The sequence below is a fragment of the Mycobacterium sp. IDUB_28 genome (genome assembly GCF_055419285.1).
This window is the reverse complement of record NZ_JBVAXK010000001.1, coordinates 236,328-261,372: the sequence shown is the minus strand read 5'-3', so window position 1 is coordinate 261,372 and position 25,045 is coordinate 236,328. Positions and strand designations below refer to the sequence as shown.

Annotated in this window: 25 protein-coding genes; 18 read left to right on the top strand and 7 right to left on the bottom strand. The window is 67.0% G+C overall.

Features of this window, described 5'->3' with window-relative positions:
* Positions 1 to 32 precede the first annotated feature (32 nt).
* From ACZYZ9_RS01230 to ACZYZ9_RS01215, 4 genes are all read left to right on the top strand, one after another.
* Positions 33 to 314, top strand: a complete 282-nt coding sequence (locus ACZYZ9_RS01230; RefSeq protein WP_463824908.1) for a phosphoribosyl-ATP diphosphatase — start codon at positions 33 to 35, stop codon at positions 312 to 314.
* 2 nt (positions 315 to 316) lie between these two features.
* The gene (gene hisG, locus ACZYZ9_RS01225) at positions 317 to 1,162 is read left to right on the top strand and encodes an ATP phosphoribosyltransferase (protein ID WP_463824422.1); all 846 of its coding nucleotides are present in this window, start codon (positions 317 to 319) and stop codon (positions 1,160 to 1,162) included.
* A gap of 106 nt (positions 1,163 to 1,268) precedes the next feature.
* On the top strand, positions 1,269 to 1,751 hold the full coding sequence (locus ACZYZ9_RS01220) for a DUF4126 domain-containing protein (RefSeq protein WP_463824421.1): 483 nt from the start codon (positions 1,269 to 1,271) through the stop codon (positions 1,749 to 1,751).
* Positions 1,748 to 3,118, top strand: coding sequence for an FAD-containing oxidoreductase (locus ACZYZ9_RS01215; RefSeq protein WP_463824420.1), 1,371 nt, complete (start codon positions 1,748 to 1,750; stop codon positions 3,116 to 3,118). The genes ACZYZ9_RS01220 and ACZYZ9_RS01215 overlap by 4 nt, the downstream gene beginning before the upstream one ends.
* 79 nt (positions 3,119 to 3,197) lie before the next feature.
* On the opposite strand, the gene ACZYZ9_RS01210 is transcribed toward ACZYZ9_RS01215, so the two are convergent.
* Both ACZYZ9_RS01210 and ACZYZ9_RS01205 read right to left on the bottom strand, forming a co-directional pair.
* Entirely contained in the window at positions 3,198 to 3,995 is a 798-nt protein-coding gene (locus tag ACZYZ9_RS01210; protein ID WP_463824419.1) for a thioesterase family protein, read from the bottom strand.
* Positions 3,992 to 4,843 (bottom strand): RecB family exonuclease, encoded by an 852-nt coding sequence (locus ACZYZ9_RS01205; protein WP_463824418.1) that lies wholly within the window; start codon positions 4,841 to 4,843, stop codon positions 3,992 to 3,994. The genes ACZYZ9_RS01210 and ACZYZ9_RS01205 overlap by 4 nt, the downstream gene beginning before the upstream one ends.
* Before the next feature lie 84 nt (positions 4,844 to 4,927).
* On the opposite strand from ACZYZ9_RS01205, the gene trmI reads away from it, so the two are divergent.
* Positions 4,928 to 5,770, top strand: coding sequence for a tRNA (adenine(58)-N(1))-methyltransferase TrmI (gene trmI / locus ACZYZ9_RS01200; protein WP_463824417.1), 843 nt, complete (start codon positions 4,928 to 4,930; stop codon positions 5,768 to 5,770).
* Positions 5,771 to 5,791: 21 nt separating this feature from the next.
* Here trmI and ACZYZ9_RS01195 read toward each other — a convergent pair whose 3' ends face one another.
* Both ACZYZ9_RS01195 and lppK read right to left on the bottom strand, forming a co-directional pair.
* Positions 5,792 to 6,088 (bottom strand): DUF503 domain-containing protein, encoded by a 297-nt coding sequence (locus tag ACZYZ9_RS01195; RefSeq protein ID WP_463824416.1) that lies wholly within the window; start codon positions 6,086 to 6,088, stop codon positions 5,792 to 5,794.
* A 6-nt stretch (positions 6,089 to 6,094) separates the two neighbouring features.
* On the bottom strand, positions 6,095 to 6,709 hold the full coding sequence (gene lppK, locus ACZYZ9_RS01190; RefSeq protein ID WP_463824415.1) for a lipoprotein LppK: 615 nt from the start codon (positions 6,707 to 6,709) through the stop codon (positions 6,095 to 6,097).
* Positions 6,710 to 6,992: 283 nt separating this feature from the next.
* On the opposite strand from lppK, the gene arc reads away from it, so the two are divergent.
* Positions 6,993 to 8,822, top strand: a complete 1,830-nt coding sequence (arc, locus tag ACZYZ9_RS01185) for a proteasome ATPase (protein WP_463824414.1) — start codon at positions 6,993 to 6,995, stop codon at positions 8,820 to 8,822.
* Between the two features lie 17 nt (positions 8,823 to 8,839).
* Here the strand turns inward: arc and ACZYZ9_RS01180 are convergent, their stop codons facing one another.
* On the bottom strand, positions 8,840 to 9,481 hold the full coding sequence (locus tag ACZYZ9_RS01180; RefSeq protein ID WP_463824413.1) for a hypothetical protein: 642 nt from the start codon (positions 9,479 to 9,481) through the stop codon (positions 8,840 to 8,842).
* Positions 9,482 to 9,490: 9 nt separating this feature from the next.
* Positions 9,491 to 10,651 (bottom strand): hypothetical protein, encoded by a 1,161-nt coding sequence (locus ACZYZ9_RS01175; protein WP_463824412.1) that lies wholly within the window; start codon positions 10,649 to 10,651, stop codon positions 9,491 to 9,493.
* A gap of 191 nt (positions 10,652 to 10,842) precedes the next feature.
* Between ACZYZ9_RS01175 and dop the strand changes: the two genes are divergently transcribed.
* From dop to ACZYZ9_RS01120, 11 genes are all read left to right on the top strand, one after another.
* A complete protein-coding gene (dop, locus tag ACZYZ9_RS01170) occupies positions 10,843 to 12,339 on the top strand; it encodes a pup deamidase/depupylase (RefSeq protein ID WP_463824411.1) in 1,497 nt (498 codons plus the stop codon).
* Between the two features lie 115 nt (positions 12,340 to 12,454).
* The gene (locus tag ACZYZ9_RS01165) at positions 12,455 to 12,649 is read left to right on the top strand and encodes a ubiquitin-like protein Pup (RefSeq protein ID WP_065049939.1); all 195 of its coding nucleotides are present in this window, start codon (positions 12,455 to 12,457) and stop codon (positions 12,647 to 12,649) included.
* Positions 12,646 to 13,512 (top strand): proteasome subunit beta, encoded by an 867-nt coding sequence (prcB, locus tag ACZYZ9_RS01160; protein WP_463824410.1) that lies wholly within the window; start codon positions 12,646 to 12,648, stop codon positions 13,510 to 13,512. The genes ACZYZ9_RS01165 and prcB overlap by 4 nt, the downstream gene beginning before the upstream one ends.
* Entirely contained in the window at positions 13,509 to 14,270 is a 762-nt protein-coding gene (prcA, locus tag ACZYZ9_RS01155) for a proteasome subunit alpha (RefSeq protein WP_463824409.1), read from the top strand. Before prcB ends, prcA begins: the two co-directional genes overlap by 4 nt.
* Positions 14,271 to 14,389: 119 nt before the next feature.
* Positions 14,390 to 15,748: a Pup--protein ligase gene (gene pafA, locus ACZYZ9_RS01150; RefSeq protein WP_463824408.1), complete on the top strand. Its 1,359-nt coding sequence runs from the start codon at positions 14,390 to 14,392 to the stop codon at positions 15,746 to 15,748.
* An 80-nt stretch (positions 15,749 to 15,828) separates the two neighbouring features.
* Positions 15,829 to 16,827, top strand: coding sequence for a helix-turn-helix transcriptional regulator (locus ACZYZ9_RS01145; RefSeq protein WP_463824407.1), 999 nt, complete (start codon positions 15,829 to 15,831; stop codon positions 16,825 to 16,827).
* Complete coding sequence (locus tag ACZYZ9_RS01140) at positions 16,824 to 17,792, top strand: helix-turn-helix transcriptional regulator (RefSeq protein ID WP_463824406.1); 969 nt, start codon at positions 16,824 to 16,826, stop codon at positions 17,790 to 17,792. The genes ACZYZ9_RS01145 and ACZYZ9_RS01140 overlap by 4 nt, the downstream gene beginning before the upstream one ends.
* A gap of 91 nt (positions 17,793 to 17,883) precedes the next feature.
* Positions 17,884 to 18,135 (top strand): Sec-independent protein translocase subunit TatA, encoded by a 252-nt coding sequence (gene tatA, locus ACZYZ9_RS01135; protein ID WP_463824405.1) that lies wholly within the window; start codon positions 17,884 to 17,886, stop codon positions 18,133 to 18,135.
* A 118-nt stretch (positions 18,136 to 18,253) separates the two neighbouring features.
* Entirely contained in the window at positions 18,254 to 19,114 is an 861-nt protein-coding gene (gene tatC, locus ACZYZ9_RS01130) for a twin-arginine translocase subunit TatC (RefSeq protein WP_463824907.1), read from the top strand.
* 107 nt (positions 19,115 to 19,221) lie between these two features.
* Entirely contained in the window at positions 19,222 to 21,963 is a 2,742-nt protein-coding gene (locus ACZYZ9_RS01125) for a DEAD/DEAH box helicase (protein WP_463824404.1), read from the top strand.
* Positions 21,964 to 22,055: 92 nt separating this feature from the next.
* Complete coding sequence (locus ACZYZ9_RS01120; protein WP_463824403.1) at positions 22,056 to 22,784, top strand: DUF4333 domain-containing protein; 729 nt, start codon at positions 22,056 to 22,058, stop codon at positions 22,782 to 22,784.
* Between the two features lie 3 nt (positions 22,785 to 22,787).
* On the opposite strand, the gene ACZYZ9_RS01115 is transcribed toward ACZYZ9_RS01120, so the two are convergent.
* Complete coding sequence (locus ACZYZ9_RS01115) at positions 22,788 to 23,744, bottom strand: 5'-3' exonuclease (RefSeq protein ID WP_463824402.1); 957 nt, start codon at positions 23,742 to 23,744, stop codon at positions 22,788 to 22,790.
* A gap of 41 nt (positions 23,745 to 23,785) precedes the next feature.
* Here ACZYZ9_RS01115 and ACZYZ9_RS01110 point away from each other — a divergent pair, with 41 nt between their 5' ends.
* Positions 23,786 to 24,913 (top strand): M24 family metallopeptidase, encoded by a 1,128-nt coding sequence (locus ACZYZ9_RS01110; protein ID WP_463824401.1) that lies wholly within the window; start codon positions 23,786 to 23,788, stop codon positions 24,911 to 24,913.
* Positions 24,914 to 25,045 lie beyond the last annotated feature (132 nt).

Below are 25,045 nucleotides of genomic sequence, written 5' to 3'. Positions count from 1 at the left end.
ATCGGGTGCTTTTGCGTCTGTTCGGCACGGACGTGGAACAATCGCTGGCCGTGAAGACCTTCGAAGATCTGTTCGCCGAACTCGGCGAACGCGCCCGCACCCGGCCGGCGGGCAGCGCCACCGTGGCAGCGCTGGACGCCGGCGTGCACGCGCTGGGCAAAAAGATCTTGGAGGAGGCCGGCGAGGTGTGGCTGGCTGCCGAGCACGAACCCGACGCGGCGCTGGCCGAAGAGATCAGCCAGTTGCTGTACTGGACGCAGGTATTGATGATCGCCCGCGGCCTGTCCCTCGATGACGTCTACCGGAAGCTGTGAGCATGCTGCGCGTGGCGGTACCCAACAAGGGCGCGTTGAGCGAACCGGCCGCCGAGATCCTGTCTGAGGCCGGCTACCGCCGACGCACCGATCCCAAAGACCTGACCGTCATCGATCCCGCCAACAACGTCGAATTTTTCTTCCTGCGGCCCAAGGACATCGCCATCTACGTCGGTTCCGGGGAACTCGACTTCGGCATCACCGGACGCGATTTGGCGCTGGACTCCGACGCGCCGGTGCGGGAACGGCTGGCGCTGGGCTTCGGGTCGTCGAGGTTCCGCTATGCCGGCCCGGCCGGGCTGGACTGGACGACGGCGGATCTGGCGGGCAAGCGCATCGCTACCGCCTACCCCAATTTGGTGCGAAAAGATCTGGCCGACAAAGGCATTGATGCCACTGTCATCAGACTCGATGGCGCCGTGGAGATTTCCGTGCAACTGGGAGTTGCCGACGCCATCGCCGATGTGGTGGGCTCCGGACGCACCCTGAGCCTGCATGATCTGGTGGCTTTCGGTGAGCCGCTGTGCGATTCGGAAGCGGTGCTGATCGAACGCGCAGACAGCCAATCCGGCGCTGCCAGTGACCAATTGATCGCCCGGGTGCAGGGCGTGGTGTTCGGTCAGCAGTACCTGATGCTCGACTACGACTGCCCGCGCTCGGTGCTGGACAAGGCGACCGCGATCACCCCGGGTCTGGAGTCGCCGACCATCGCCCCGCTGGCCGACCCGCAGTGGGTCGCGGTCCGCGCGCTGGTGCCGCGCCGCGACGTCAACGGAATCATGGACCAGCTGGCCGTGATCGGGGCCAAGGCGATCCTGGCCTCAGACATCAGGTTCTGCAGATTCTGACCCGCTGCCCGGACATTAGCTGTGCTAGCGTCCCGCTGGAACCCGTGCATCCACGGAAGTCCGGCCGCCGTATCCAGGCGCTACGTCTGTCCCAGGAGGGATTGCTGTGACGCAAGTTACTGTCCTGCTGCTGGCCATGCTCATCGGTGTCGTGGCGGGTCTGCGATCCCTGACGGCGCCTGCTGCGGTCAGCTGGGCGGTGGCGCTGAGCTGGCTCAACCTGACCGGAACCTGGGCTGCCTGGGTCGGCAACCTGGTGACCGTGGTGATCCTGAGCCTGCTGGCAGTCGCTGAGCTGGTCAACGACAAACTGCCCAAGACGCCGCCACGCACCGCGACACCGGTGTTCGCGGTCCGGCTGATCACCGGCGGGTTCGCCGGCGCGGTCCTCGGCACCGCGTGGGGGCACAAGTGGGCGGCTCTGGGGGCCGGCATCGTCGGGGCCGTGCTCGGCACCATCGGCGGCTACCAGGCCCGGCGCGCGCTGGTGGCCAAGAACGGCGGCCACGACCTGCCGATCGCCCTGCTCGAAGACGCGGTTGCCGTGCTGGGCGCGTTCGCCATCGTCGCCGTCGCGGCAGCTTTGTGACGCAGACGTTCGACGCGATCGTCATCGGCGCCGGCCAGGCCGGACCGCCGTTGGCCGGGCGGCTGACCGCCGCCGGACAGCGGGTCGCAGTCATCGAGCGCCAGCACGTCGGCGGCACCTGCGTCAACTACGGCTGCATCCCTACCAAGACCCTGGTGGCCAGCGCCCATGCCGCGCACCTGGCGCGGCGTGGCGCGGAATACGGAGTCGGGACCGGACCGGTCACCATCGACATGGGCAAGGTCAAGGCCCGCAAAGACGACATCATGCTCAAGGACCGCCACGGCGTCGAATCCTGGTTGGACGGCATGAAGGGCTGCACCGTCTTCCGCGGACACGCACGATTCGAGGATCCGCACACCGTGCGGGTCGGGAACGAACTGCTGCGCGCCGACCGGATCTACCTCAACGTCGGCGGCCGCGCGGTGGTGCCGGACATCCCCGGCCTGGCGGAAGTCGACTACCTGACCAATGTTTCGGTGCTCGATCTCGACACGGTGCCCGAGCATCTCGTGATCGTCGGCGGTAGTTACATCGCGCTGGAGTTCGCGCAGATGTACCGCCGCTTCGGTGCCCGGGTGACCGTCGTCGAGCGGGGGCCGCGGTTGGCCGCCCGTGAGGACGAAGACGTGTCGGCGACCATCCGCGAGATCCTGGAAGCTGAAGGCATCATCGTCGTCACCGGCGCCGACGGTGTACGAGTCAGTAAGCGCGACAACGGATTTGAACTCACGTCGAGTGCCGGTGCCGATGCGATCGCGGGGACTCATCTACTGATTGCGGTGGGCCGCCAGCCCAACACCGACGAACTCGGCCTAGACGCGGCCGGTGTGCAGACCGACGCGCGCGGCTACATCGAAGTCGACGACCAACTCAAGACCAACATCGACCACATCTGGGCGCTGGGGGACTGCAACGGCAAGGGTGCTTTCACCCACACCTCCTACAACGACTTCGAGATCGTAGCCGCCAACCTGCTCGATGACGACTCCCGCAAGGTCAGCGATCGCATCACCACCTACGCCCTCTACATCGACCCGCCGCTGGGGCGCGCCGGTATGACCGTCCGGCAGGCCCGCGACTCGGGCCGCACGGTGCTGGTCGGCAAGCGGCCGATGACGCGGGTCGGCCGGGCCGTGGAAAAGGGTGAGACACAGGGGTTCATGAAGATCGTGGTCGACGCCGACACCGACGAGATCTTGGGCGCGGCGATCTTCGGTGTCGGCGGCGACGAGGCCGTGCACTGCGTCTTGGACGTCATGTCAGCCAAAGCGCCGTACACCACGCTGTCGCGCACCATGCACATCCATCCGACGGTCAGCGAACTGATTCCCACGGTGCTGCAGGAGTTGACGGCGCTGGACTAGGGGCCCTGCAGGTCAGATCCCGGCACCGCACGGCCCGCGCCGCCGGTGGCTGAGAGAGGCCAGCGCCTGCGCCGCTGCGCTATCGCCGTTGGATCAACAGCGTCTGCGCGGAGGTGCCGATGAATCCCGCGATATCGAAGATCTCGCCCGTGGTCACCCCGGCGCCGTCCGGGCCGACGGACGCGCGGGCACGCAGCGCGAAGTCGTTGCCGACGGGCAGTCGATGCAGATGCACCACGGTGTCGGTGTTCATGAACGCGAATTCGCCTGGATCCAGAATTTTGCCGACCCCGTTCGCGCAGTCCACCACGGCGGCGAGGCGCTGCAGGGCCGTCGTCTCCTCGGCGTCGACGATGCGCACGATCGGACTGAACCAGGACAGCGCCTCGGCGCCGTCGTCCACGCGCTGCGGGCGCCAGGTGATCGCATCGAAATAGCCCCCGGCATCGGCGAATACGTCCGGGACGGGCTGGGCGGGACCTTCTGGTACCGGCGGATAGCGGTCCGAGGCGGCGTCGGCGGTGTCGGATACCGCGATCAACCACGCGGACAGGCGCGCGACGGCGCGGGTGGAGCCATCCGTCCGGTCGACGTGCATCTCAGCCGACATCATCGCCACCCGCGATCCCGGCCGCTGCATCCAGGCGCGGGCACGCACCGGGGCGACCGGGATTGCGCCCAGAATGTCCAGGCTGAGTCGGCCGATTCGCAAGCCTGATCCCGCCGAGAGTTCTTCCACCAGCTTGGTCAGCAGCGCCATCGGCGGAGACCCGTGCTGCAGATCCGGCCCCCAGTTGCTGCGCGTGAATTCCGTCGATTCAAACCGTTCATCGCCGTCGCCGAGTCGGGGTAGACGGCGGTAAAAGCTGCCGCTCATGCCGCCGGTTCGGTCGGCCAGCCCGGGTAGGGCGGCGGGGTGCCACCGAAGGCTGGGCAGTGCACCTGGTGGGCACACCAGTTGCACAACCGCGATGGGCTGGGCCGGAAATCGCCTGTCTGGCCGGCAGCTTGGATCGCGCGCCACATCGCCATCAGTGTCTTCTCGAATCGCAGCAGTTCGTCACGGTCCGGCGTGTAGTCCAGCAGTTGACCGTCGGCGAGGTAGATCAGCCGCAGCCGGGTAGGCAGCACGCCACGCGAGCGAAACAACGCCACCGCATAGAACTTCATCTGGAACATGGCCTTGAATTCGGCCAGGGCGCGCGCTTCCGGCGGCGCCTTGCCGGTTTTGTAGTCGACCACGCGCAGCTCACCGGTGGCAGCGACGTCGATCCGGTCGATGTAGCCGCGCAGCAAGGTGCCGTCGGCCAGTTCGACCTCGACCCGCTGCTCGCAGCACTGCGGGTCGAAACGGGTCGGGTCCTCGAGCCGGTAGTAACCCGCCAGCAGCGCCCGCGCCTCGTCGAGCAGCTGGGTCCGCTGATCGGGTTCCAGTCCGGCGAGCAGGTCTGGCTCGCGGGCCAGCACCTGCTCCCACGCCGGCTCGACCAGAGCGCTGGCGGTCTGCGGATCGCGCTGCCCGGCGGGCAAGCCGTACAGCCGCTCCAAGGCGGCGTGCACCAAGGACCCGCGCAGCTGGGGTGTGGACGGCGCCTCCGGTAGCCGGTCGATCGCCCGGAACCGGTACAGCAGCGGGCACTGCTTGAAGTCCGCAGCCCGCGACGGGGACAACGCCGGCCGCGAGCTGTGCGCAACCGGCGGGGCAGCCGCCAGCTGATTGGTCATATTCGCAGCTTATGACCGGCCTACGACAAATCGTGGTCAACCCCGATAAACGTGGTCGGCGAGTCGACTGGCACGCTGGACGGCGTGTCAGCCACCGGTCCGTTCACTGTCGGCGAGCGCGTCCAGCTCACCGACGCCAAGGGCCGCCACTACACCATCACGCTCACGCCGGGCAGCGAATTCCACACTCATCGCGGCCGCATCGCCCACGACACGATCATCGGCCTGGAGCAGGGCAGCGTGGTCAAGTCCAGCAACGGCGCGCTGTTCCTGGTGCTCCGTCCGCTGCTGGTCGACTACGTCATGTCCATGCCGCGCGGACCGCAGGTGATCTACCCCAAAGACGCCGCCCAGATCGTGCACGAGGGCGACATCTTTCCCGGCGCGCGGGTGCTGGAAGCCGGCGCCGGTTCCGGTGCCCTCACCCTGTCGCTGCTGCGGGCGGTCGGCCCCCGAGGGCAGGTCGTGTCCTACGAGCAGCGCGCCGACCACGCCGAACACGCCCGGCGCAATGTCGGCAGCTACTACGGCGAGCTGCCGGACAACTGGCAATTAATCCTCGGTGACCTCGCCGATTCCGACTTGCCCGACGGATCCTTCGACCGCGCGGTGCTGGACATGCTGGCGCCGTGGGACGTGCTCGATGCGGTGTCGCGACTGGTGGTCGCCGGCGGCGTGCTGGTGATCTACGTCGCCACCGTCACCCAGCTCTCTAAGACGGTGGAGGCGGTGCGCGCCCAACAGTGCTGGACCGAACCGCGGTCCTGGGAGACGTTGCAGCGCGGCTGGAATGTGGTCGGGTTGGCGGTGCGGCCACAACACACGATGCGCGGGCACACCGCCTTCCTGATCGCGATGCGCCGCTTGGCGCCCGGCACGGTTGCGCCGATGCCGCTGGGTCGCAAGCGCGAGGGTCGCGACGGCTGATCGGCAACAGACCGAGCTGGCCTAGTCGTCGTCGCTGCGGTGCAATCCTCTGCGCGCCGAGAGCAGCTCGAATTCCGGGTGTGCCGCGACCAGCCGTTCGGCCCGGTCGAGAACGTCGAGCGCATGCGCCCGATCGGCCGACACCACCGCCAACCCGATCCCCGCGCGACGATGCAGATCCTGTGACCCGGTCTCGGCGGCGGACACGCTGAACTTGCGGTGCAGTTCGGCGACGACCGGGCGGATCACCGAGCGTTTCTGCTTGAGGGAGTGCACATCACCCAACAGCAGATCGAATTCCAGCCAGCCGATCCACACGGTGCGCTACGGCGTCGGCGACGGGCTGGCGGGCGGCGCGGGTGCCGGGCTGGGGTCTGAGCCGGGTACCGGGGGAGGCCCGGGCGGCGGCGGCGATGTCGGGGGCAGCGTTCCCGCATTCTGCATGGCCAACAGCATCTCCGCGGTCTTGCGTGACAGCTGCCATCCGCCCTGGAACGGGGTGAACTCCATCGGGAAGGTGAACTCGCGGTGCTGCGGGTTGGCGGTGGTGACCACGACGGTGGCCATCGCGTTCGACGGGTTCTGACTTGACCAGGCGATGTTGTTGGCGACGAACGTCATCGGCAGGTAGCCGCCGTCACGTGCGGCGGTGGTGAAACGGTCCAAGGCGCCGACGGTATCCGGACCGGAGCCCTGAACAAGATTCAACTTCTCGGCACCAGGCACGGCTGGATCGGCAAGCCGAACCAGGATGTCGCTGAGAGCTTCGGGCGCGGGCAGGGGAGCGGTCGGCGGGGCGGCCGGTGCGCTCGACGAGGCAGCAGGCAGCGACGAATCGTTGGCGCCCATATTCTTTGCGGTGTCATGCGAACAGCCGGCTATCGCGACCGCCGCTGTGACGAGGGCGGCGCTCAGTGTTACGCGGACGTTGCGGGACATTCGTTTGCGGGCGCGGTTATCGCCGATAAGTGGGTAACCACCGGAATGAAACGTAAGTCACATCCGGGCTTGCGCAGCCTGTCGTCGCATCGATAAGAATGCCTGTGGCTAGGGATTTCGTCGTCACAGAAGTCCTTTCGCGCGGCCCGAGTAGAACCCGAGATTACCAGCGTGACCCAACTTGTAACTTTTCAAGGGCATTTGACTGCGCACATCATTCGCGGTTGGCCGGTAGCTTGGATGTATCCGCCACGCCATTCCTGGTGCGGGAAAGGAGCGCAACATGGGTGACTCAGAGCGTTCTGAAGCATTCAAGAACCCCCGCGATATCCCCCTGTCCAGCGAAGATGCTGCCGAGTTGGAACAGTTGCGTCGTGAAGCAGCAGTGCTGCGCGAGCAACTGGACAACGTAGCGGCCCATCAGAGCTCCACGCGCACGGCCCGCGACGTCCATCAACTCGAAGCCCGTATCGACTCACTCGCCGCGCGCAATTCCAAATTAATGGAAACTCTTAAAGAGGCTCGCCAACAACTGCTGGCGCTGCGCGAAGAAGTGGACCGGTTGGGGCAGCCGCCCAGCGGTTACGGCGTGCTACTCGGCACGCACGAGGACGAGACCGTCGACGTGTTCACCTCGGGTCGCAAGATGCGTCTGACGTGCTCGCCGAACATCGACACCTCGTCGATGCGGAAGGGCCAGACCGTCCGGCTCAACGAGGCACTGACCGTGGTCGAGGTCGGGACGTTCGAATCGGTCGGTGAGATCTCCACGCTGCGTGAGGTGCTCAACGACGGGCACCGGGCGTTGGTGGTCGGCCACGCTGACGAGGAGCGCATCGTCTGGCTGGCCGAACCGCTGGTCGCTGAGGACCTGCCCGAAGGGCATCCCGACGCCCTCAACGACGACAGCCGGCCCCGCAAACTGCGGCCGGGTGACTCGCTGCTGGTCGACACCAAAGCCGGCTACGCGTTCGAGCGCATCCCGAAGGCCGAGGTCGAGGACCTGGTGCTCGAAGAGGTGCCGGATGTCAGCTACTCCGACATTGGTGGTCTGACCCGTCAGATCGAGCAGATCCGTGACGCCGTCGAGTTGCCGTTCCTGCACAAGGATCTGTACCGCGAGTACGCGTTGCGTCCGCCCAAGGGTGTGCTGCTCTATGGCCCGCCCGGTTGCGGTAAGACCCTGATCGCCAAGGCGGTGGCAAACTCGCTGGCGAAGAAGATGGCGGACCTGCGTGGGGACGACGCCCGCGAGGCCAAGTCCTACTTCCTCAACATCAAGGGCCCCGAACTGCTCAACAAGTTCGTCGGCGAGACCGAGCGGCACATCCGGCTGATCTTCCAGCGGGCCCGGGAAAAGGCCTCCGAGGGCACCCCGGTGATCGTGTTCTTCGACGAGATGGACTCGATCTTCCGCACCCGCGGCACCGGCGTCTCCTCGGACGTCGAGACCACCGTGGTGCCGCAGTTGCTGTCCGAGATCGACGGTGTCGAGGGACTCGAGAACGTCATCGTGATCGGCGCCTCCAACCGCGAGGACATGATCGACCCGGCCATCCTGCGGCCCGGCCGTCTGGACGTGAAGATCAAGATCGAGCGCCCGGATGCCGAAGCGGCACAGGACATCTTCTCCAAGTACCTGGTGGACACGCTGCCGGTGCACGCCGACGACCTCGCCGAGTTCGAGGGCGACCGCGGTGCCTGCATCCGGGCGATGATCGAGAAGGTCGTCGAGCGGATGTACGCCGAGATCGACGACAACCGGTTCCTGGAGGTCACCTACGCCAACGGTGACAAGGAAGTCATGTACTTCAAGGACTTCAACTCCGGGGCAATGATCCAGAACGTCGTCGACCGGGCAAAGAAGAACGCGATCAAGTCGGTGTTGGAGACAGGCCAGCCGGGTCTGCGCATCCAGCACCTGCTCGACTCGATCGTCGACGAGTTCGCCGAGAACGAGGACTTGCCCAACACCACCAATCCCGATGACTGGGCGCGGATTTCGGGCAAGAAGGGTGAACGGATCGTCTATATCCGCACCCTGGTCACCGGCAAGTCGTCGAGCGCGTCGCGGGCCATCGATACCGAGTCGAACCTGGGTCAGTACCTGTAGCCCAGGCGCGTTCAGACTCAGGTCACCAGCGAATAGCTGTTGGTCAGGTCATCCTGCAGTACCTGAGCGGCTTGGGTGGTGGTGTCGACGCGCAACTCGTCGGAGAGCACACGCGAGTGATACGCCCAGCCCGTCGGCAGGTTGAGTCGCTCGCCAAGCTTGGGCAGATCCGCCCGCGACAGGTTGGGGTCGGCCACCTGGCTCCAGGTTTGCATCACCCACTGCCGGCCGTGCGGGTCCTGAAGTTCATAGATCTCCTGGCCAGCGTCGAAGACGAACACTGTGTTGCGGCTCACCTGGTTGACGGTGTACGGCGACGGGTTCATCGACGAGAGCAGCACAGTGGCCTGCAGCAACATGTCGATGCCCCCGAAGGTCTTGATGATCTGCATTCCCGCAGAGGGCTTCTCGATGCTGTTCATCAACCAGTAGCGCGGACCGTTGAGTAGCGCAGTGGCCGCACCGTTTTCGGTTGCGATGGCGTGAGCGTCCAGAGCCGACCAGAGCTCGGCCGGACAGTCGTTGAGCGGGAAGCTGTTGTAGACGGTGGCTTGCGGACCCGCCTCGCCGGGGGTTACGAGAAGTACTTCGCCGTAACGCTTCCCGGACAGGTCACCCGCGGCATGGCGGGATGTGGAACTCGATTGTGGGGCTGACACAGGGTGAACCTAATCACCCAGCTCACCAGCGTCAATCATCGGCGTAGTCGCTACCGGACCGCGATACCGGCCACGCGCCACCAGGGCGGCACGCAGGTCGGCGATCAGCGGGTCGACGAACGTCGCGCGGTAGTCGTCGTCGCCGGCCGCGCGGGCGCTGACGTACATGAAGGTCAACGCCCCCAGGAATAAGCACAAATGAGTCAGCGAATCAGGCACGGGAACCGTCAGGTTCAGAATCGTCGAGTTGGCCTCGGTGGTGCGGGCCCACTCTTTGAGCAGGGCCGGAGTCAGCACGATCAAACCGAGGACCACATAGATCCCGCTAGTGAGCGCCGCGACCACCGTGATCTGGGTCAGTTGCGAGGCGACCAGCACGAAAACTACGTTGACGCGCTCAATCCTGCTCAACGCGGGTGCGTTCGGCGGGTCCGGCATCGCCGCAAAGGGCGTGTCGGCTAGGCGTTCTGCCTCGTCGGTGACCCCGGTTGGCGAGCGCAGCATTGGCCGGATACGTTCTGCGGTCGCAGAGACCACGAACGCGGCGGAGATGCCGACCAAGAACACCACTGCGAGCGCCAATCGGCCGCCGGTGATGGTCGCCGACATCAGCCAGACATTGCCATTGAAGAAGACCAGGGTGGTCAGCAGAACTACCGGCAGCGCCCGAACTGCGAGGCCGCCGATCGTGGTGAGGTGCGACAGCGTCATGCGGGCCGACCAACCGGCGACGGACCCGACCCCGAGTCCGGTCAACAGCATCAACACCGCGGCGGTGCCCGCAGCGTTGCCGAGATGCTGCGGTCCGTTCTGGAGAGCAATCACGATCCCCACCAGCGCTGTAGACACCGTCGAGGCCGTCGCGCGTCTACGACGGTCCGCCATCCGCGACACCAGCCAACCGACGACCGCCATCGCCACCGGGGCCAGTCCGAGGAGCGCCAGTAGGAAGAAGTCCCGAGGGGTGAGCTGTCCTTCGATCACGATGTGCTCCGGGTCCGCGACGAACAGGATCGGCAGAGTCCAACAGTGCAGCGTGGCGTAGGCCGCCAACATCGGCGCCGACCGCGACCAGAGTCGTCGCCACCGCCCGCGTGTCGTCAGCACCGACGGCAGACCGCGCTGCAAGAACCAGCTTTCCGCCTGGTCCGTGGCCGATGATGGGCTCATGGCGGGTCACAGTAGCCGTTCACTCTGCGCGCAGGGTGCGGCTTACTCGCACTTTGTCGCCCTAGACGCAGAGCCAACGGCGGGGGAGCAGCCCCCGCAGGGGCTGCATCGTCGGCGGGCTCGGCTTGATTGCCCGCCTCCTCACCAGCCCCCGCAGGGGCTGCATCGTCGGCGGGCCTAGGCTTCAAGGCATGCAACGGATTATCGGGACGGAGGTCGAGTACGGCATCTCCTCGCCGTCGGACCCGACCGCCAACCCGATCCTCACCTCGACCCAAGCCGTTCTGGCCTATGCCGCGGCCGCCGGCATCCAGCGCGCCAAACGTACCCGCTGGGATTACGAGGTCGAATCGCCGCTGCGCGACGCGCGTGGGTTCGATCTGAGCCGCTCGGCCGGACCGCCACCCGTCGTCGATGCCGACGAGGTCGGCGCGGCCAACATGATCCTGACCAATGGGGCCCGGCTCTACGTCGACCACGCCCACCCGGAGTATTCGGCGCCGGAATGCACCGACCCGATGGACGCGGTGATCTGGGACAAGGCCGGCGAACGGGTGATGGAGGCGGCCGCACGGCATGTCGCCAGCGTGCCCGGTGCCGCGAAACTGCAGCTCTACAAGAACAACGTCGACGGCAAGGGTGCGTCCTACGGGTCGCACGAGAATTACCTGATGTCGCGGCAGACGCCGTTCTCGGCCATCATCGCCGGCCTGACGCCGTTCCTGGTGTCGCGACAGGTGGTGACCGGATCCGGGCGCGTCGGCATCGGCGCCTCCGGTGATGAGGCCGGCTTCCAGTTGTCGCAACGGTCGGACTACATCGAGGTCGAAGTCGGCCTGGAGACCACCCTCAAGCGCGGCATCATCAACACCCGCGACGAACCGCACGCCGACGCCGACCGGTACCGACGGCTGCACGTCATCATCGGTGACGCCAACCTCGCCGAGACCTCGACCTACCTGAAGCTGGGCACCACCGCCCTAGCGCTGGACCTGATCGAGGAAGGGGTCGACCTCAGTGACCTGGCCCTGGCGCGCCCGGTGCACGCCGTGCACGCGGTCAGCCGCGACCCGTCGCTGCGTCAGACCGTCGCGCTGGTCGACGGTCGCGAGTTGACGGCCCTTGCGCTGCAACGGATCTACCTCGATAGGGTCGCCAAGCTGGTCGACAGCCGCGACCCGGATCCCCGTGCCTCGCACGTCGTGGAAACCTGGGCACACGCACTCGATCTGCTCGAACGGGACCCGATGGAGTGTGCCGAGCTGCTGGACTGGCCGGCCAAGCTGCGGCTGCTGGAAGGGTTTCGCCAGCGCGAGAACCTGAGCTGGTCGGCGCCGCGGCTGCACCTGGTGGATCTGCAGTACTCCGACGTGCGATTGGACAAAGGCCTGTACAACCGCCTGGTGGCGCGCGGATCGATGAAGCGCCTGGTTAGCGAGCATCAGGTGCTCGAGGCGGTGGACAACCCCCCGACGGACACCCGCGCATACTTCCGCGGCGAGTGCCTACGCCGGTTCGGGGCCGACATCGCCGCGGCCAGTTGGGACTCGGTGATTTTCGACCTCGGCGGTGACTCGCTGGTACGGATCCCGACGCTGGAGCCGCTGCGTGGCAGCAAAGCACATGTGGGGGAGTTGCTGGATTCGGTGGACAGCGCCGTGGAGCTGGTGGAACAGCTGACGCGGTGACCGGTTGACGGCGTGGTCAGACCGACGAAATGTCGGGGCCGACCGGTAGGGTAGAGAAAAGTCAACGGGCGAATGGACACCCGCCCGAAGGGCGTATGACGAGCAGGAGGCGGCGATGGCGCAGGAGCAGACCAAACGCGGCGGTGGCGGCGGCGATGACGACGACGTCACCGGTGCGGCGGCCGCTGGCCAGGAACGCCGCGAGAAGCTGACCGAGGACACCGACGATCTGCTCGACGAGATCGACGACGTCCTGGAGGAGAACGCCGAGGACTTCGTGCGGGCATACGTCCAAAAGGGCGGCCAGTGACCTGGCAGTCGCCCGATCGCCTACCCATCAACTCAGCACTTCCCGGATCCTCAGGCATAGACCTGTCGTCGTTTGCTGACTTCCTGCGCCGCCAGGCACCGGAGTTGCTGCCCGTCGGGATCACTGGTGCCTCGCTCGGCGACCAGCTGCCGCACGGCACCACCATCGTCGCGCTGAAGTATCCGGGCGGAGTCCTGATCGCCGGAGACCGGCGATCCACGCAGGGCAACATGATCGCCGGGCGCGACGTGCGCAAGGTCTACATCACCGACGACTACACCGCCACCGGCATCGCAGGCACCGCGGCGATCGCGGTCGAATTCGCCCGCCTCTACGCGGTCGAACTCGAGCACTACGAGAAGCTCGAAGGCGTGCCGCTGACGTTCGCCGGCAAGGTGAACCGGCTGGCGATCATGGTGCGCGGCAACCTGCCCGCCGCCATGCAGGGCCTGGTGGCGCTGCCGCTGCTGGTCGGTTACGACATCCATGCCGCCGACCCGGAGTCAGCGGGTCGCATCGTGTCCTTCGACGCCGCCGGCGGCTGGAACATCGAAGAGGAGGGCTACCAGTCGGTGGGCTCGGGCTCGATCTTCGCCAAGTCGTCCATCAAGAAGCTGTATTCCCAAGTCGCCGACGCGGATTCGGCCCTGCGGGTCGCGGTCGAAGCGCTCTACGACGCTGCCGACGACGACTCCGCGACGGGCGGTCCGGACCTGGTCCGCGGCATCTATCCCACCGCGGTCACCATCGACGCCGACGGCGCGATGGAGATCCCGGAGCGCCGGATCGCTGAACTCGCGCGCGGTGTCATCGAAAGTCGTTCGCGCGCTGATACTTTCGGCCCCGATGGCGGTGAGAAGTGAGCTTCCCGTATTTCATCTCGCCCGAACAGGCGATGCGCGAGCGCAGCGAGCTCGCCCGCAAGGGCATTGCCCGCGGACGCAGCGTGGTGGCTCTGGCCTACGCCGGTGGCGTGCTGTTCGTCGCGGAGAATCCCTCGCGATCGCTGCAGAAGATCAGCGAGCTGTACGACCGGGTCGGTTTCGCCGCGGCCGGCAAGTTCAACGAGTTCGACAACCTGCGCCGCGGCGGCATCCAATTTGCCGACACCCGCGGCTACGCGTACGACCGTCGCGATGTCACCGGCAGGCAGCTCGCCAACGTCTACGCCCAGACGCTGGGCAGCATCTTCACCGAGCAGGCCAAGCCCTACGAAGTGGAACTGTGCGTGGCTGAAGTCGCCCACTACGGCGAGACGAAGGCCCCGGAGCTCTACCGGATCACCTACGACGGGTCGATCGCCGACGAGCCGCATTTCGTGGTGATGGGCGGCACCACCGAACCGATCATCAACGCACTCAAGGAGTCGTTCGCCGAGGAAGCCGAGCTGCCCGACGCCCTGCGGATGGCGGTGGAAGCGCTGCGCGCCGGCAGTGCCGACTCCAGTAGCAACGGCCAGGCCAGCGTAGGTGTGGCCAGCCTGGAAGTCGCGATCCTCGACGCCAACCGGCCGCGGCGGGCGTTCAAACGCCTCACCCGGTCGACGGTGGAAAGCCTGCTGCAGGACGGCGAGCCGGAATCGGACAGCGCTGCAGAGTCCGAAGGCGAGTCCCCCGAGTAGGCGCGGCATCGGAGTGCGCCGCGGGTCTGCCGGAAACAGGTCCGACGCGTCCGGTCACAGTTGCGGCACAGGCGCGGCTTGCTGACTGCAGCGGTAGGACAGCAAGTACCCTCGATAACGTGCAGCGACGAATCATGGGCATCGAGACCGAGTTCGGTGTCACCTGCACCTTCCACGGGCATCGTCGACTCAGCCCGGACGAGGTGGCCCGCTATCTGTTCCGCCGCGTGGTGTCGTGGGGACGCAGCTCCAACGTGTTCCTGCGCAACGGCGCCCGGCTCTACCTCGACGTGGGCAGTCACCCCGAGTACGCCACCGCCGAATGCGACAGCCTGGTGCAACTAGTCACCCACGACCGCGCCGGCGAATGGGTGCTGGAAGACCTGCTGGTCGACGCCGAACAGCGGCTCGCCGACGAGGGCATCGGCGGCGACATCTACCTGTTCAAGAACAACACCGACTCCGCGGGCAACTCCTACGGCTGCCACGAGAACTACCTGATCGTGCGCGCCGGCGAATTCTCCCGCATCTCCGACGTGCTGCTGCCGTTCCTGGTCACCCGCCAGCTGATCTGCGGGGCCGGCAAGGTGCTGCAGACCCCCAAAGCCGCGACGTTCTGCCTGTCCCAGCGCGCCGAACACATCTGGGAAGGTGTGTCCAGCGCGACCACCCGCAGCCGGCCCATCATCAACACCCGCGACGAACCGCACGCCGACGCCGAGAAGTACCGCCGTCTGCACGTCATCGTGGGTGACTCCAACATGTCCGAGACCACCACCATGCTCAAGGTCGGCACCGCCGCGCTGGTGCTGGAGATGATCGAGGCGGGGGTGGCGTTCCGGGACTTCTCCTTGGACAACCCGATTCGCGCCATCCGCGAAGTCAGCCACGACGTCACCGGTCGCCGCCCGGTCCGGCTGGCCGGCGGCCGTCAGGCCAGCGCGCTGGACATCCAGCGGGAGTACTACAGTCGCGCGGTCGAGCACCTGCAGAACCGTGAACCCAACGCGCAGATCGAGCAGGTCGTCGACCTGTGGGGCCGCCAGCTCGACGCCGTGGAGAGCCAGGACTTCGCCAAGGTGGACACCGAGATCGACTGGGTCATCAAGCGCAAGCTCTTCCAGCGCTACCAGGACCGCTACAACATGGAGTTGTCCGACCCCAAGATCGCGCAGCTCGACCTGGCCTACCACGACATCAAGCGCGGCCGCGGTGTCTTCGACCTGCTGCAACGCAAGGGTCTGGCCACCCGGGTCACCACCGACGAGGAGATCGCCGACGCGGTGGACCACCCGCCGCAAACCACCCGCGCCCGGCTGCGCGGGGAGTTCATCAGCGCAGCCCAGGCTGCCGGTCGTGACTTCACCGTCGACTGGGTGCACCTGAAGCTCAATGACCAGGCGCAGCGCACGGTGCTGTGCAAAGACCCGTTCCGGGCGGTCGACGAGCGGGTGAAACGACTCATCGCGAGTATGTGACCGAACCCGGCGCTACTCGAACCTGCGCATAAGCTCGCGCCCGCGCATGAAAAGGAGTCGAGGCATCTAACCTAGGACGGATGCCCACTTCGAAAGTCGAACGGCTGGTCAACCTCGTGATCGCCCTGCTGTCCACGCGCGGCTACATCACCGCCGAGAAGATCAGGTCCAACGTCGCCGGCTACTCCGAAAGCCCCACCGCCGAAGCGTTCTCGCGGATGTTCGAGCGGGACAAGAACGAGTTGCGCGACTTGGGCATCCCGCTCGAGGTCGGCAGAGTGTCCAATCTGGACCCCACCGAGGGCTACCGCATCAACCGCGAGGCCTACGCGCTGCCGGAGGTCGAGTTGACTGCCGCCGAGGCGGCGGCGGTCGCGGTCGCCACCCAGTTGTGGGAATCGCCGGAGCTGATCACCGCCACTCAGGGCGCCCTGCTCAAGCTGCGCGCGGCCGGTGTGGAGGTCGATTCCGGTGCCCCGGTGGCCATCGCCTCACCGCCCGGTGTTCCCGGCCTGCGGGGCTCGGAAGACATCCTGGGAATCCTGTTGGCGGCCATCCAATCTCGGCAGGCCGTCCAGTTTCCGCACCGCCCGTCGCGCGCCGAACCGTTCACCACCCGCACGGTCGAACCGTGGGGCGTCGTCACCGAGAAAGGCCGCTGGTATCTCGTCGGGCATGACCGGGACCGCAACGCCACCCGCACGTTCCGACTCTCGCGGATCGGTCCCGGCGTCACGCCCATCGGGCAGCCCGGCGCGGTCACCGTGCCCGAGGATGTTGATCTTCCCGGGATCGTGGCCGCCGCCGTCGCCGAAGCGCCGACCGGCGCGCAGGCCAGCGTCTGGGTGGCCGACGGACGCGGCACCGCATTGCGGCGCACCGGCAGGCCGGTCGGCCCGCAGCGACTGGCCGGCCGCGACGGCGACGTGATCGAGATCGACATCGGATTCAGCGACCGACTGGCCCGTGAGATCGCCGGTTATGGCGCCGACGCGATCGTGTTGCAGCCGCAATCGCTGCGCGAGGATGTCCTGGCGCGGCTCCGGGCGGCGGCCGCTGTGGCGGAGGCGCCGGCGTGACCCAACTGTCCAACCGGCTGGTGCGACTGCTGAACATGGTGCCCTACCTGATGTCGAATCCGGCGATCACCAAAGCCGAGGCGGCCGCCGAACTCGGCGTGTCCGACAAGCAGTTCGAAGCCGACCTCAACCAGCTCTGGATGTGCGGTCTGCCGGGCTATTACCCCGGCGACCTGATCGACTTCGAGTTCTCCGGCGACACCGTCAAGGTGACGTTCTCGGCGGGAATCGACCGGCCGCTCAAACTGACGTCGCCGGAGGCAACCGGGCTGTTGGTGGCATTGCGCGCGCTGGCCGACATTCCCGGCGTCGTCGATCCGCAGGCAGCGCGCAGCGCGATCGCCAAGATCGCCGCGGCGGCCGGCGCCGTCGGACATGAGGACACCGTGTCCGCGGTGGAAAAACCAGCGCCGGTGGAGAGCCGCGCCGCAGCGGTCGTACGTGCGGCCATCCGCGACGGACATGCGCTGACCCTCGACTATTACGCCGCCTCGCACGACTCGCTGACCCAGCGGACCGTCGACCCGATCCGGGTGCTGCTGATCGGCGGCCACAGCTACCTGGAAGCGTGGTCGCGCGAGGCCGAGGGGGTCCGACTGTTCCGGTTCGACCGCATCGTCGACGCCACCGACCTGGGTGAACCCGCCTCGCCGCCGGAACCGGCACGGCAATCGCCGCCGGACACCTCGCTGTTCGACGGCGACCCGTCCTTGCCGTCGGCGACGCTGCTGGTGGCGCCGTCCGCGTCGTGGATGTTCGAGTACTACCCGTTGCGGGAGGTACGCGAACACTCCGACGGCTCCTGCGAGGCGACGATGACCTATGCCTCCGACGACTGGATGGCGCGGCTGGTGCTGGGCTTCGGATCCGAGGTCAAGGTGCTGGCGCCAGAGTCGCTCGCGTCCCGGGTCCGATCCGCCGCGGAGGCGGCCATCGCGGCCTACCAGGCCGCTGAACTCGGCTGATGCCGGTCGCGCCGACGGCGCGCAGCGCGCGTGTCCCGGTGCGGCAGCCGTACTGCGGTAACATCAGGGCCAACGTCTGGAGGTAATCAAAGTGGGCAGTCTTCAACCGTGGCACTGGCTAATCCTGGCCGTTGTGGTGATCGTGCTGTTCGGTGCCAAGCGGCTCCCCGATGCAGCGCGCTCGCTGGGCAAGTCGCTGCGGATCTTCAAGTCCGAGGTCCGCGAGATGCAGAGCGAGAACAAGACCGACGCCGCCATCGAAAACCCCACGCCGGTGCAGTCGCAGCGCGTCGAACACCCCGCGCCCGCGGAGCAGGGTCACACCGAGGCGCGGCCGGCCTAGCCCGGCGGCATTCTGACCGAATGTGGTGAAAGGTGCCAGGGCCTCAGCGCGCGCTCTCGGTCCGCTGAGACGGCTGAACCCGCGTAACCGGCGCAGCCGGGTCAATCCCGACGCGACCATGTCGCTGGTCGACCACCTCACCGAACTGCGGGCCCGGCTGCTGGTTTCGCTGGGCGCGATCGTGGTTACCACGGCGTTCGGATTCATCTGGTACTCCCACCCGATCTTCGGGGTGGAGAGCCTGGGCGAATGGCTGCGCCAGCCGTACTGCGCACTGCCGCAATCGGCGCGCGCCAGTATCAGCGCCGACGGGCAATGCCGGCTGCTGGCCACCGCGCCGTTCGACCAGTTCATGCTGCGGCTCAAGGTCGGGATGACGGCCGGAATCGTGGCCGCCTGCCCGGTGTGGTTCTACGAGCTCTGGGCGTTCATCACGCCCGGCCTGTACAAGAAGGAACGCCGGTTCGCGGTGGCGTTCGTGATCCCGGCAGCGTTTCTGTTCGTCGCCGGCGCGTTTCTGGCCTATCTGGTGTTGTCCAAAGCGCTCAGCTTCCTGCTGACGGTCGGCAGCGACGTGCAGGTGACCGCGCTGTCGGGCGACCGGTACTTCGGCTTCCTGATCAATCTGTTGGTCGTATTCGGGGTCAGCTTCGAATTTCCGCTGCTGATCGTGATGCTCAACTTCGCCGGTGTGCTCACTTATGAACGGCTCAAATCCTGGCGGCGCGGCCTGATCTTCACCATGTTCCTGTTCGCCGCGGTGTTCACCCCGGGCTCCGACCCGTTCTCGATGACCGCGCTCGGACTGGCGCTGACCGTGCTGCTGGAGTTCGCCATCCAGATCGCCAGACTGCACGACCGGCGTAAAGCCAAACGCGAAGCCGCCGCCATTCCCGACGACGAGGCATCGCCAATCGACAAGCCCGAGCCGATACCCGCGCCGTCGGTGATCGGCGGAAGTCATGACGACGTCACTTAAGCACCCACGCGCCACCGTTGCGGCGCCCAGCGCCCCTAAATGTGCGACAAAAGGGCATTTTGACCGCCAATTTGGGGACGCTCGCGCAAGCCCGGCAAGGTGGTGGGGTGACTGATCTGCCCGAGTTGGCCCGATTCAGCGCCGAACTGCCCTTTGCCCTCGACGATTTTCAGCGGCGGGCCTGTGGCGCGCTGGAGGGCGGCCACGGCGTGCTGGTCTGCGCGCCGACCGGCGCCGGAAAAACAGTGGTCGGGGAGTTCGCCGTGCACCTGGCGCTGGCCGCCGGCGGCAAATGCTTCTACACCACCCCGCTCAAGGCGCTGAGCAACCAAAAACACTCGGACCTGACGGCCCGCTACGGCAAGGATCGGATCGGGTTGTTGACCGGCGACGTGTCGGTCAACGCCGATGCCCCGGTCGTCATCATGACCACCGAGGTGCTGCGCAACATGCTCTACGCCGATTCGGCTGCGCTGCAGGGGCTTTCCCACGTGGTGATGGACGAGGTGCACTTCCTGGCCGACCGGATGCGCGGGCCGGTGTGGGAGGAAGTCATCCTGCATCTGCCCGACGAGGTGCGGGTGGTGAGCCTCTCCGCGACGGTCAGCAACGCCGAGGAGTTCGGCGGCTGGATTCAGACGGTGCGCGGTGACACCACCGTGGTCGTCGACGAGCACCGGCCGGTCCCGCTGTGGCAGCACGTCCTGGTGGGCAAACGGCTGTTCGACCTGTTCGATTACCGGTCGCAGGGCCCCAAGGACAAGCCGCACGTCAACCCCGAGCTGTTGCAACACATCGCGCATCGCCGCGAGGCCGACCGGATGTCGGACTGGCAGCCGCGCCGGGGCCCACGCGGTGGCCCGGCGCGCGGTGGGGGACGACCCAGGTTCTACCGCCCTCCCGCGCGGCCGGATGTGATCGCGTCCCTGGACTCCGCCGGGCTGCTGCCCGCCATCACTTTTGTCTTCTCCCGGGTCGGCTGCGACGCCGCCGTCCAGCAGTGCCTGCGATCACCGCTCAAGCTGACCACCGAAGCCGAACGGGCCCGCATCGCCGAGGTCATCGACCACCGCTGTGGCGACCTGGCCGACGCCGACCTGGCCGTCCTGGGCTATTACGAGTGGCGCGAAGGTCTGCTGCGCGGCCTGGCCGCCCATCATGCGGGGATGTTGCCCGCCTTCCGCCACACGGTGGAGGAGCTGTTCACCGCTGGCCTGGTCCGGGCCGTCTTCGCGACCGAGACCTTGGCGCTGGGCATCAACATGCCGGCCCGCACGGTCGTGCTGGAGAAACTGGTCAAGTTCAACGGTGAGCAGCACGTACCGCTGACGCCGGGGGAGTACACGCAGCTGACCGGCCGGGCTGGCCGCCGCGGCATCGACGTGGAAGGCCACGCGGTGGTGCTGTGGCACCCGGATGTGGAACCGTCGGAGGTCGCGGGGTTGGCCTCGACCCGTACCTTCCCGCTGCGCAGCTCGTTCGTGCCGTCGTACAACATGACGATCAACCTGGTGCGTCAGCTCGGGCCCGACGAGGCGCATCGGCTGCTGGAGCAGTCGTTCGCCCAGTATCAGGCCGACCGATCGGTGGTCAGCGTGGTGCGCGGCATCGAACGCGGCAAGAGCATGCTCGACGAGATCGCTGCCGAGATCGGCGGTCACGATTCAGCAGTCCTGGATTACGCCCGGTTGCGCGCCCAGATCAGCGAGCTGGAACGTACGGCGGCGCGGGCTTCTCGGCTGCACCGCAGGCAGGCGGCCAGTGATGCGCTGGCCGCGCTGCGTCGCGGCGACATCATCACCATCAACCACGGCCGCCGGGGCGGGCTGGCCGTGGTGCTGGAGTCCGCTCGTGACACCTCCGACCCGCGGCCGCTGGTCCTGACCGAACACCGTTGGGCGGGGCGGATCTCGTCGGCCGACTACACCGGGGCCACGCCCCCGGTCGGTTCCATGACGTTGCCCAAGCGGGTCGAGCACCGCCAGCCGCGGGTACGACGGGATCTTGCGTCCGCGCTGCGGGCCGCCGCCGAGGGGCTGACGGCTCCTTCGGGGCGCCGCGCGAAGGAGAACGCGCATTACGATCCGGAGCTGACGGCGCTGCGCGAGCAGTTGCGCCGCCACCCGCTGCACAGTTCTGCAGGTCTCGAGGAGCAGGTCCGCCAGGCCGAGCGCTACCTCCGGATCGAACGCGACAATGCGCAGTTGCAGCGCAAGGTGGCCGCCGCCACCAATTCGCTGGCCCGCACGTTCGACCGGATTGTCGGACTGCTCACCGAGCGGGAGTTCATCCGCGGCCCGGCAACCGATCCCCAGGTGACCGACGACGGCCGGCTGCTGGCCCGGATCTACAGCGAGAGCGACCTGCTGGTGGCCGAGTGCCTGCGCACGGGTGCCTGGGCCGGCCTGAAGCCGCCCGAGCTCGCTGCGGTGGTGTCGGCAGTGCTGTTTGAAACCCGCGGCGGGGACGGTCCTGGCGCGCCGTTCGGCACGGATGTACCGACCCCGGCGTTGCGCCAGGCGTTGATGCAGACTGCTCGGTTGTCGACGGCGTTGCGGGCCGATGAGCAGACCCACCGGATCGCCCAGAGCCGCGAACCCGACGACGGTTTTGTGCGGGTGATCTACCGCTGGGCGCGCACCGGCGACCTGGCCGCGGCACTGGCCGCCGCCGACGCCGCGGATGCTGGAACACCGTTGTCAGCAGGGGATTTCGTGCGCTGGTGCCGTCAGGTGCTCGACCTGCTGGACCAGGTTCGCAATGCGGCCCCGGACCCCGATGTGCGTGCCGCCGCCAAGCGCGCTATCAATGACGTTCGGCGCGGCGTCGTCGCAGTTGACGCCGGGTAGGCTAGGCCGAGCTACGGTTACATCCGGACGTGATCGACACAGGACTGGACGGCCCAACGCGTGGCCAGGACAAACCGGACTGAGGAGTAACGATGAGTGGACCAGACCCGAGGTGGCAGCAGCCCGGCCAGGGCTCCTCGGACCCGACGGTGGCCGGGTCGCCCTGGCAGCAGCAGCCGGGTCAGGACGCGACCTGGCACGCGCAGTCCTACCCTGCCGCCGAATATCCCGCCGGATACCAGCAGCCGGCCGAGCAGGCCTACCCCCAGCAGCAGTACGCCCAACCCGGGTACGATCCCAACTCGCAGGCCACCCAGTTCGGCGGGACTCCGCAGTACGACCAATCCCAGTACGGGCAGCCCCAGTACGGGCAGGCTGCTCCGTACGGTCAGCCCCAGTACGGCCAGCCGGGTCAGCCCGGCCAATACGGACAACCCGGCCAGTACCCGGGCCAGCCCTCGCCCTACGGCCAGCCCGGCCCCAAGCGTTCCAAAGGCCTCATTTTCGGTGTGGTCGGCGGCATCTTGGCGCTGCTGATCGTGGTCGTCGGCATCCTCGGGTTTGTCGCGCCCGGTTTCTTCGTCACCACCACACTGGACGTCAACAAAGCCAACACTGGCGTGCAGACGATTTTGACCGACGAAACCAATGGTTATGGCGCCAAGAACGTCAAAGACGTCAAGTGCAACGGCGGATCCAACCCGACCGTGAAGAAGGGCGGTACCTTCGACTGCACGGTCAGCATCGACGGCGCATCCAAGCGCGTCACGGTGACCTTCCAGGACGACAAGGGCACCTACGAGGTTGGCCGGCCGCAGTAGCGGCTACGACGGCAGCCCGTCGAGCGCTTTCTGCAACCGGCCCACCGAGGAACCGACGCGGTATTCGGTCGCCAGCTCAGCAGTGCGTTTGGGATCGGCTGCGTGCAGGGGCAGCTTGTCGTTGCGCGTCGACAGTGTGATCGGGGCGTCGGTAGCGACCCGCACCACCTTTTCTGCTGCCGTGATGTAGTCGGTGGCGTCGCGCAGTTTGGTGCGCACTCCCTTGGCCATCTTGGACTTGGGGTCCGCCGCGGCAGCCATGAGTCGCTCAAGTGACCCGTACTGGGCCAGCAGGGTGGCGGCAGTTTTCTCGCCCACCCCGGGCACACCCGGCAGGCCGTCGGATGGGTCCCCACGCAGCAGCGCGAACTCGGCGTAAGCGGGCCCGGCCCGGTCCACCGGAACGCCGTACTGGTCTGCGACCTGTTCGGGCCCGAACAGGGTGGCGTTCTTCAGGCCGCGACCGAGGTAGAGCACCCGCACCGGCACCGGCTCCTCGGACACCACCTGAAGCAGGTCCCGGTCCCCGCTGACCACCACCACTGGATCATTGCGTTCCTTGGCGGCCAAGGTGCCCAGCACGTCGTCGGCCTCGAACCCGGGCGCGCCCGCCGTCGCGATCCCGAACGCGTCCAGCAACTCCATGATCATGTCGACCTGCGGAGTCAGTTCGTCGGGCACTTCCTCGACGTCGGGTTCACCCGCCGGCTCCTCCTGAGCCACCCGATGAGATTTGTACGACGGGATCAAATCCACCCGGAACTGGGGGCGCCAGTCCAGATCGAGGCACACCGCGAGCCGACTCGGCTTCTGTTGGGCGATCACCGCAGCCATCGAATCGATGAAGCCGCGAACGGCGTTGACTGGGCGGCCGTCCGGGGCTTTGATCGACGACGGCAACCCGTAGAAGGAACGAAACCACATGCTGGCGCCGTCCAGCAGCGCTAGGGGGGCGGGCATGCGGATCATCCTGCCAGGTTGCCCGGTTAGCCTGACTGACCATGGACTCTCACCGATTCGACGCCGGGGTGTATGCCCGTCGGCTGGAGGCCGCCGCCGGGTTGGCCGCCCGGGCAGGTCTGGCCGGCCTGGTGATCACTCCGGGTTACGACCTGAGGTATCTGCTGGGCTCGCGCGCAGAGACATTCGAGCGGCTCACCGCCTTGGTGCTGCCCGCGCTCGGTGACCCGACGGTGGTGTTGCCGCGGTTGGAGCTTGCAACGCTGAAGGATTCCGCAGTGCTGGAAATGGGCTTGCGGGTCCAGGACTGGGTCGACGGCGACGACCCGTATCGGTTGGTGAGCGAGGTATTCAACGTCGCTCCCGCCGCGGTGGCGGTCACCGATTCGATGCCCGCATTGCATCTGCTGCCGCTGGCCGGTGCGCTGGGCGTGATGCCGGTGCTGGCCACCGATGTGTTGCGCGAGCTCCGAATGGTCAAGGAAGAGGCCGAGATTGACGCGTTGCGCAAGGCCGGCGCGGCGATCGACCGGGTGCATGCCCGGGTGCCCGACTTCCTGATACCCGGCCGGACCGAAGCCGACGTCGCCGCCGATATTTCCAAAGCGATTGTCGCCGAGGGGCATTCAGATGTGGCGTTTGTCATCGTCGGGTCCGGGCCGCACGGCGCCGATCCCCATCACCGGTATTCGGATCGCGAGTTGGCGGTCGGAGACATCGTGGTCGTCGATATCGGTGGCACCTACGAGCCGGGATACCACTCCGATTCGACGCGAACCTACAGCATCGGAGAGCCCACTTCGGAAGTGGCGGAGCAATATTCGTTGCTCCAGCGAGCTCAGCGTGCGGCTTTCGACGTTGTCCGGCCAGGGGTGACCGCAGCGCAGGTCGATGCGGCAGCGCGTGATGTGCTGGCTGAGGCCGGACTCGCGGAGTATTTCGTGCACCGCACCGGGCACGGTATCGGGCTGTGCGTGCACGAGGAGCCCTACATCGTCGCCGGCAACGATCTGCCGTTGGCCGCGGGGATGGCGTTCTCCATCGAGCCGGGCATCTACTTTCCGGGTCGGTGGGGTGCGCGGGTGGAGGACATCGTGGTGGTCACCGACGACGGTGCGATGTCGGTCAACAACCGTCCGCATGAGTTGATCGTGGTGCCGGTGGACTGACTCGGCGCCCCGGTCGGGCGGTCAACGTCCCTGCGTCGGTGCAGGATTGGCACGGCGGCGCTGATTTTCGCCGGCTAGCCAGGTAGCACAGCAGGGCGAACTTGCGATAGCCGGGACGGAACTCGTCACGGG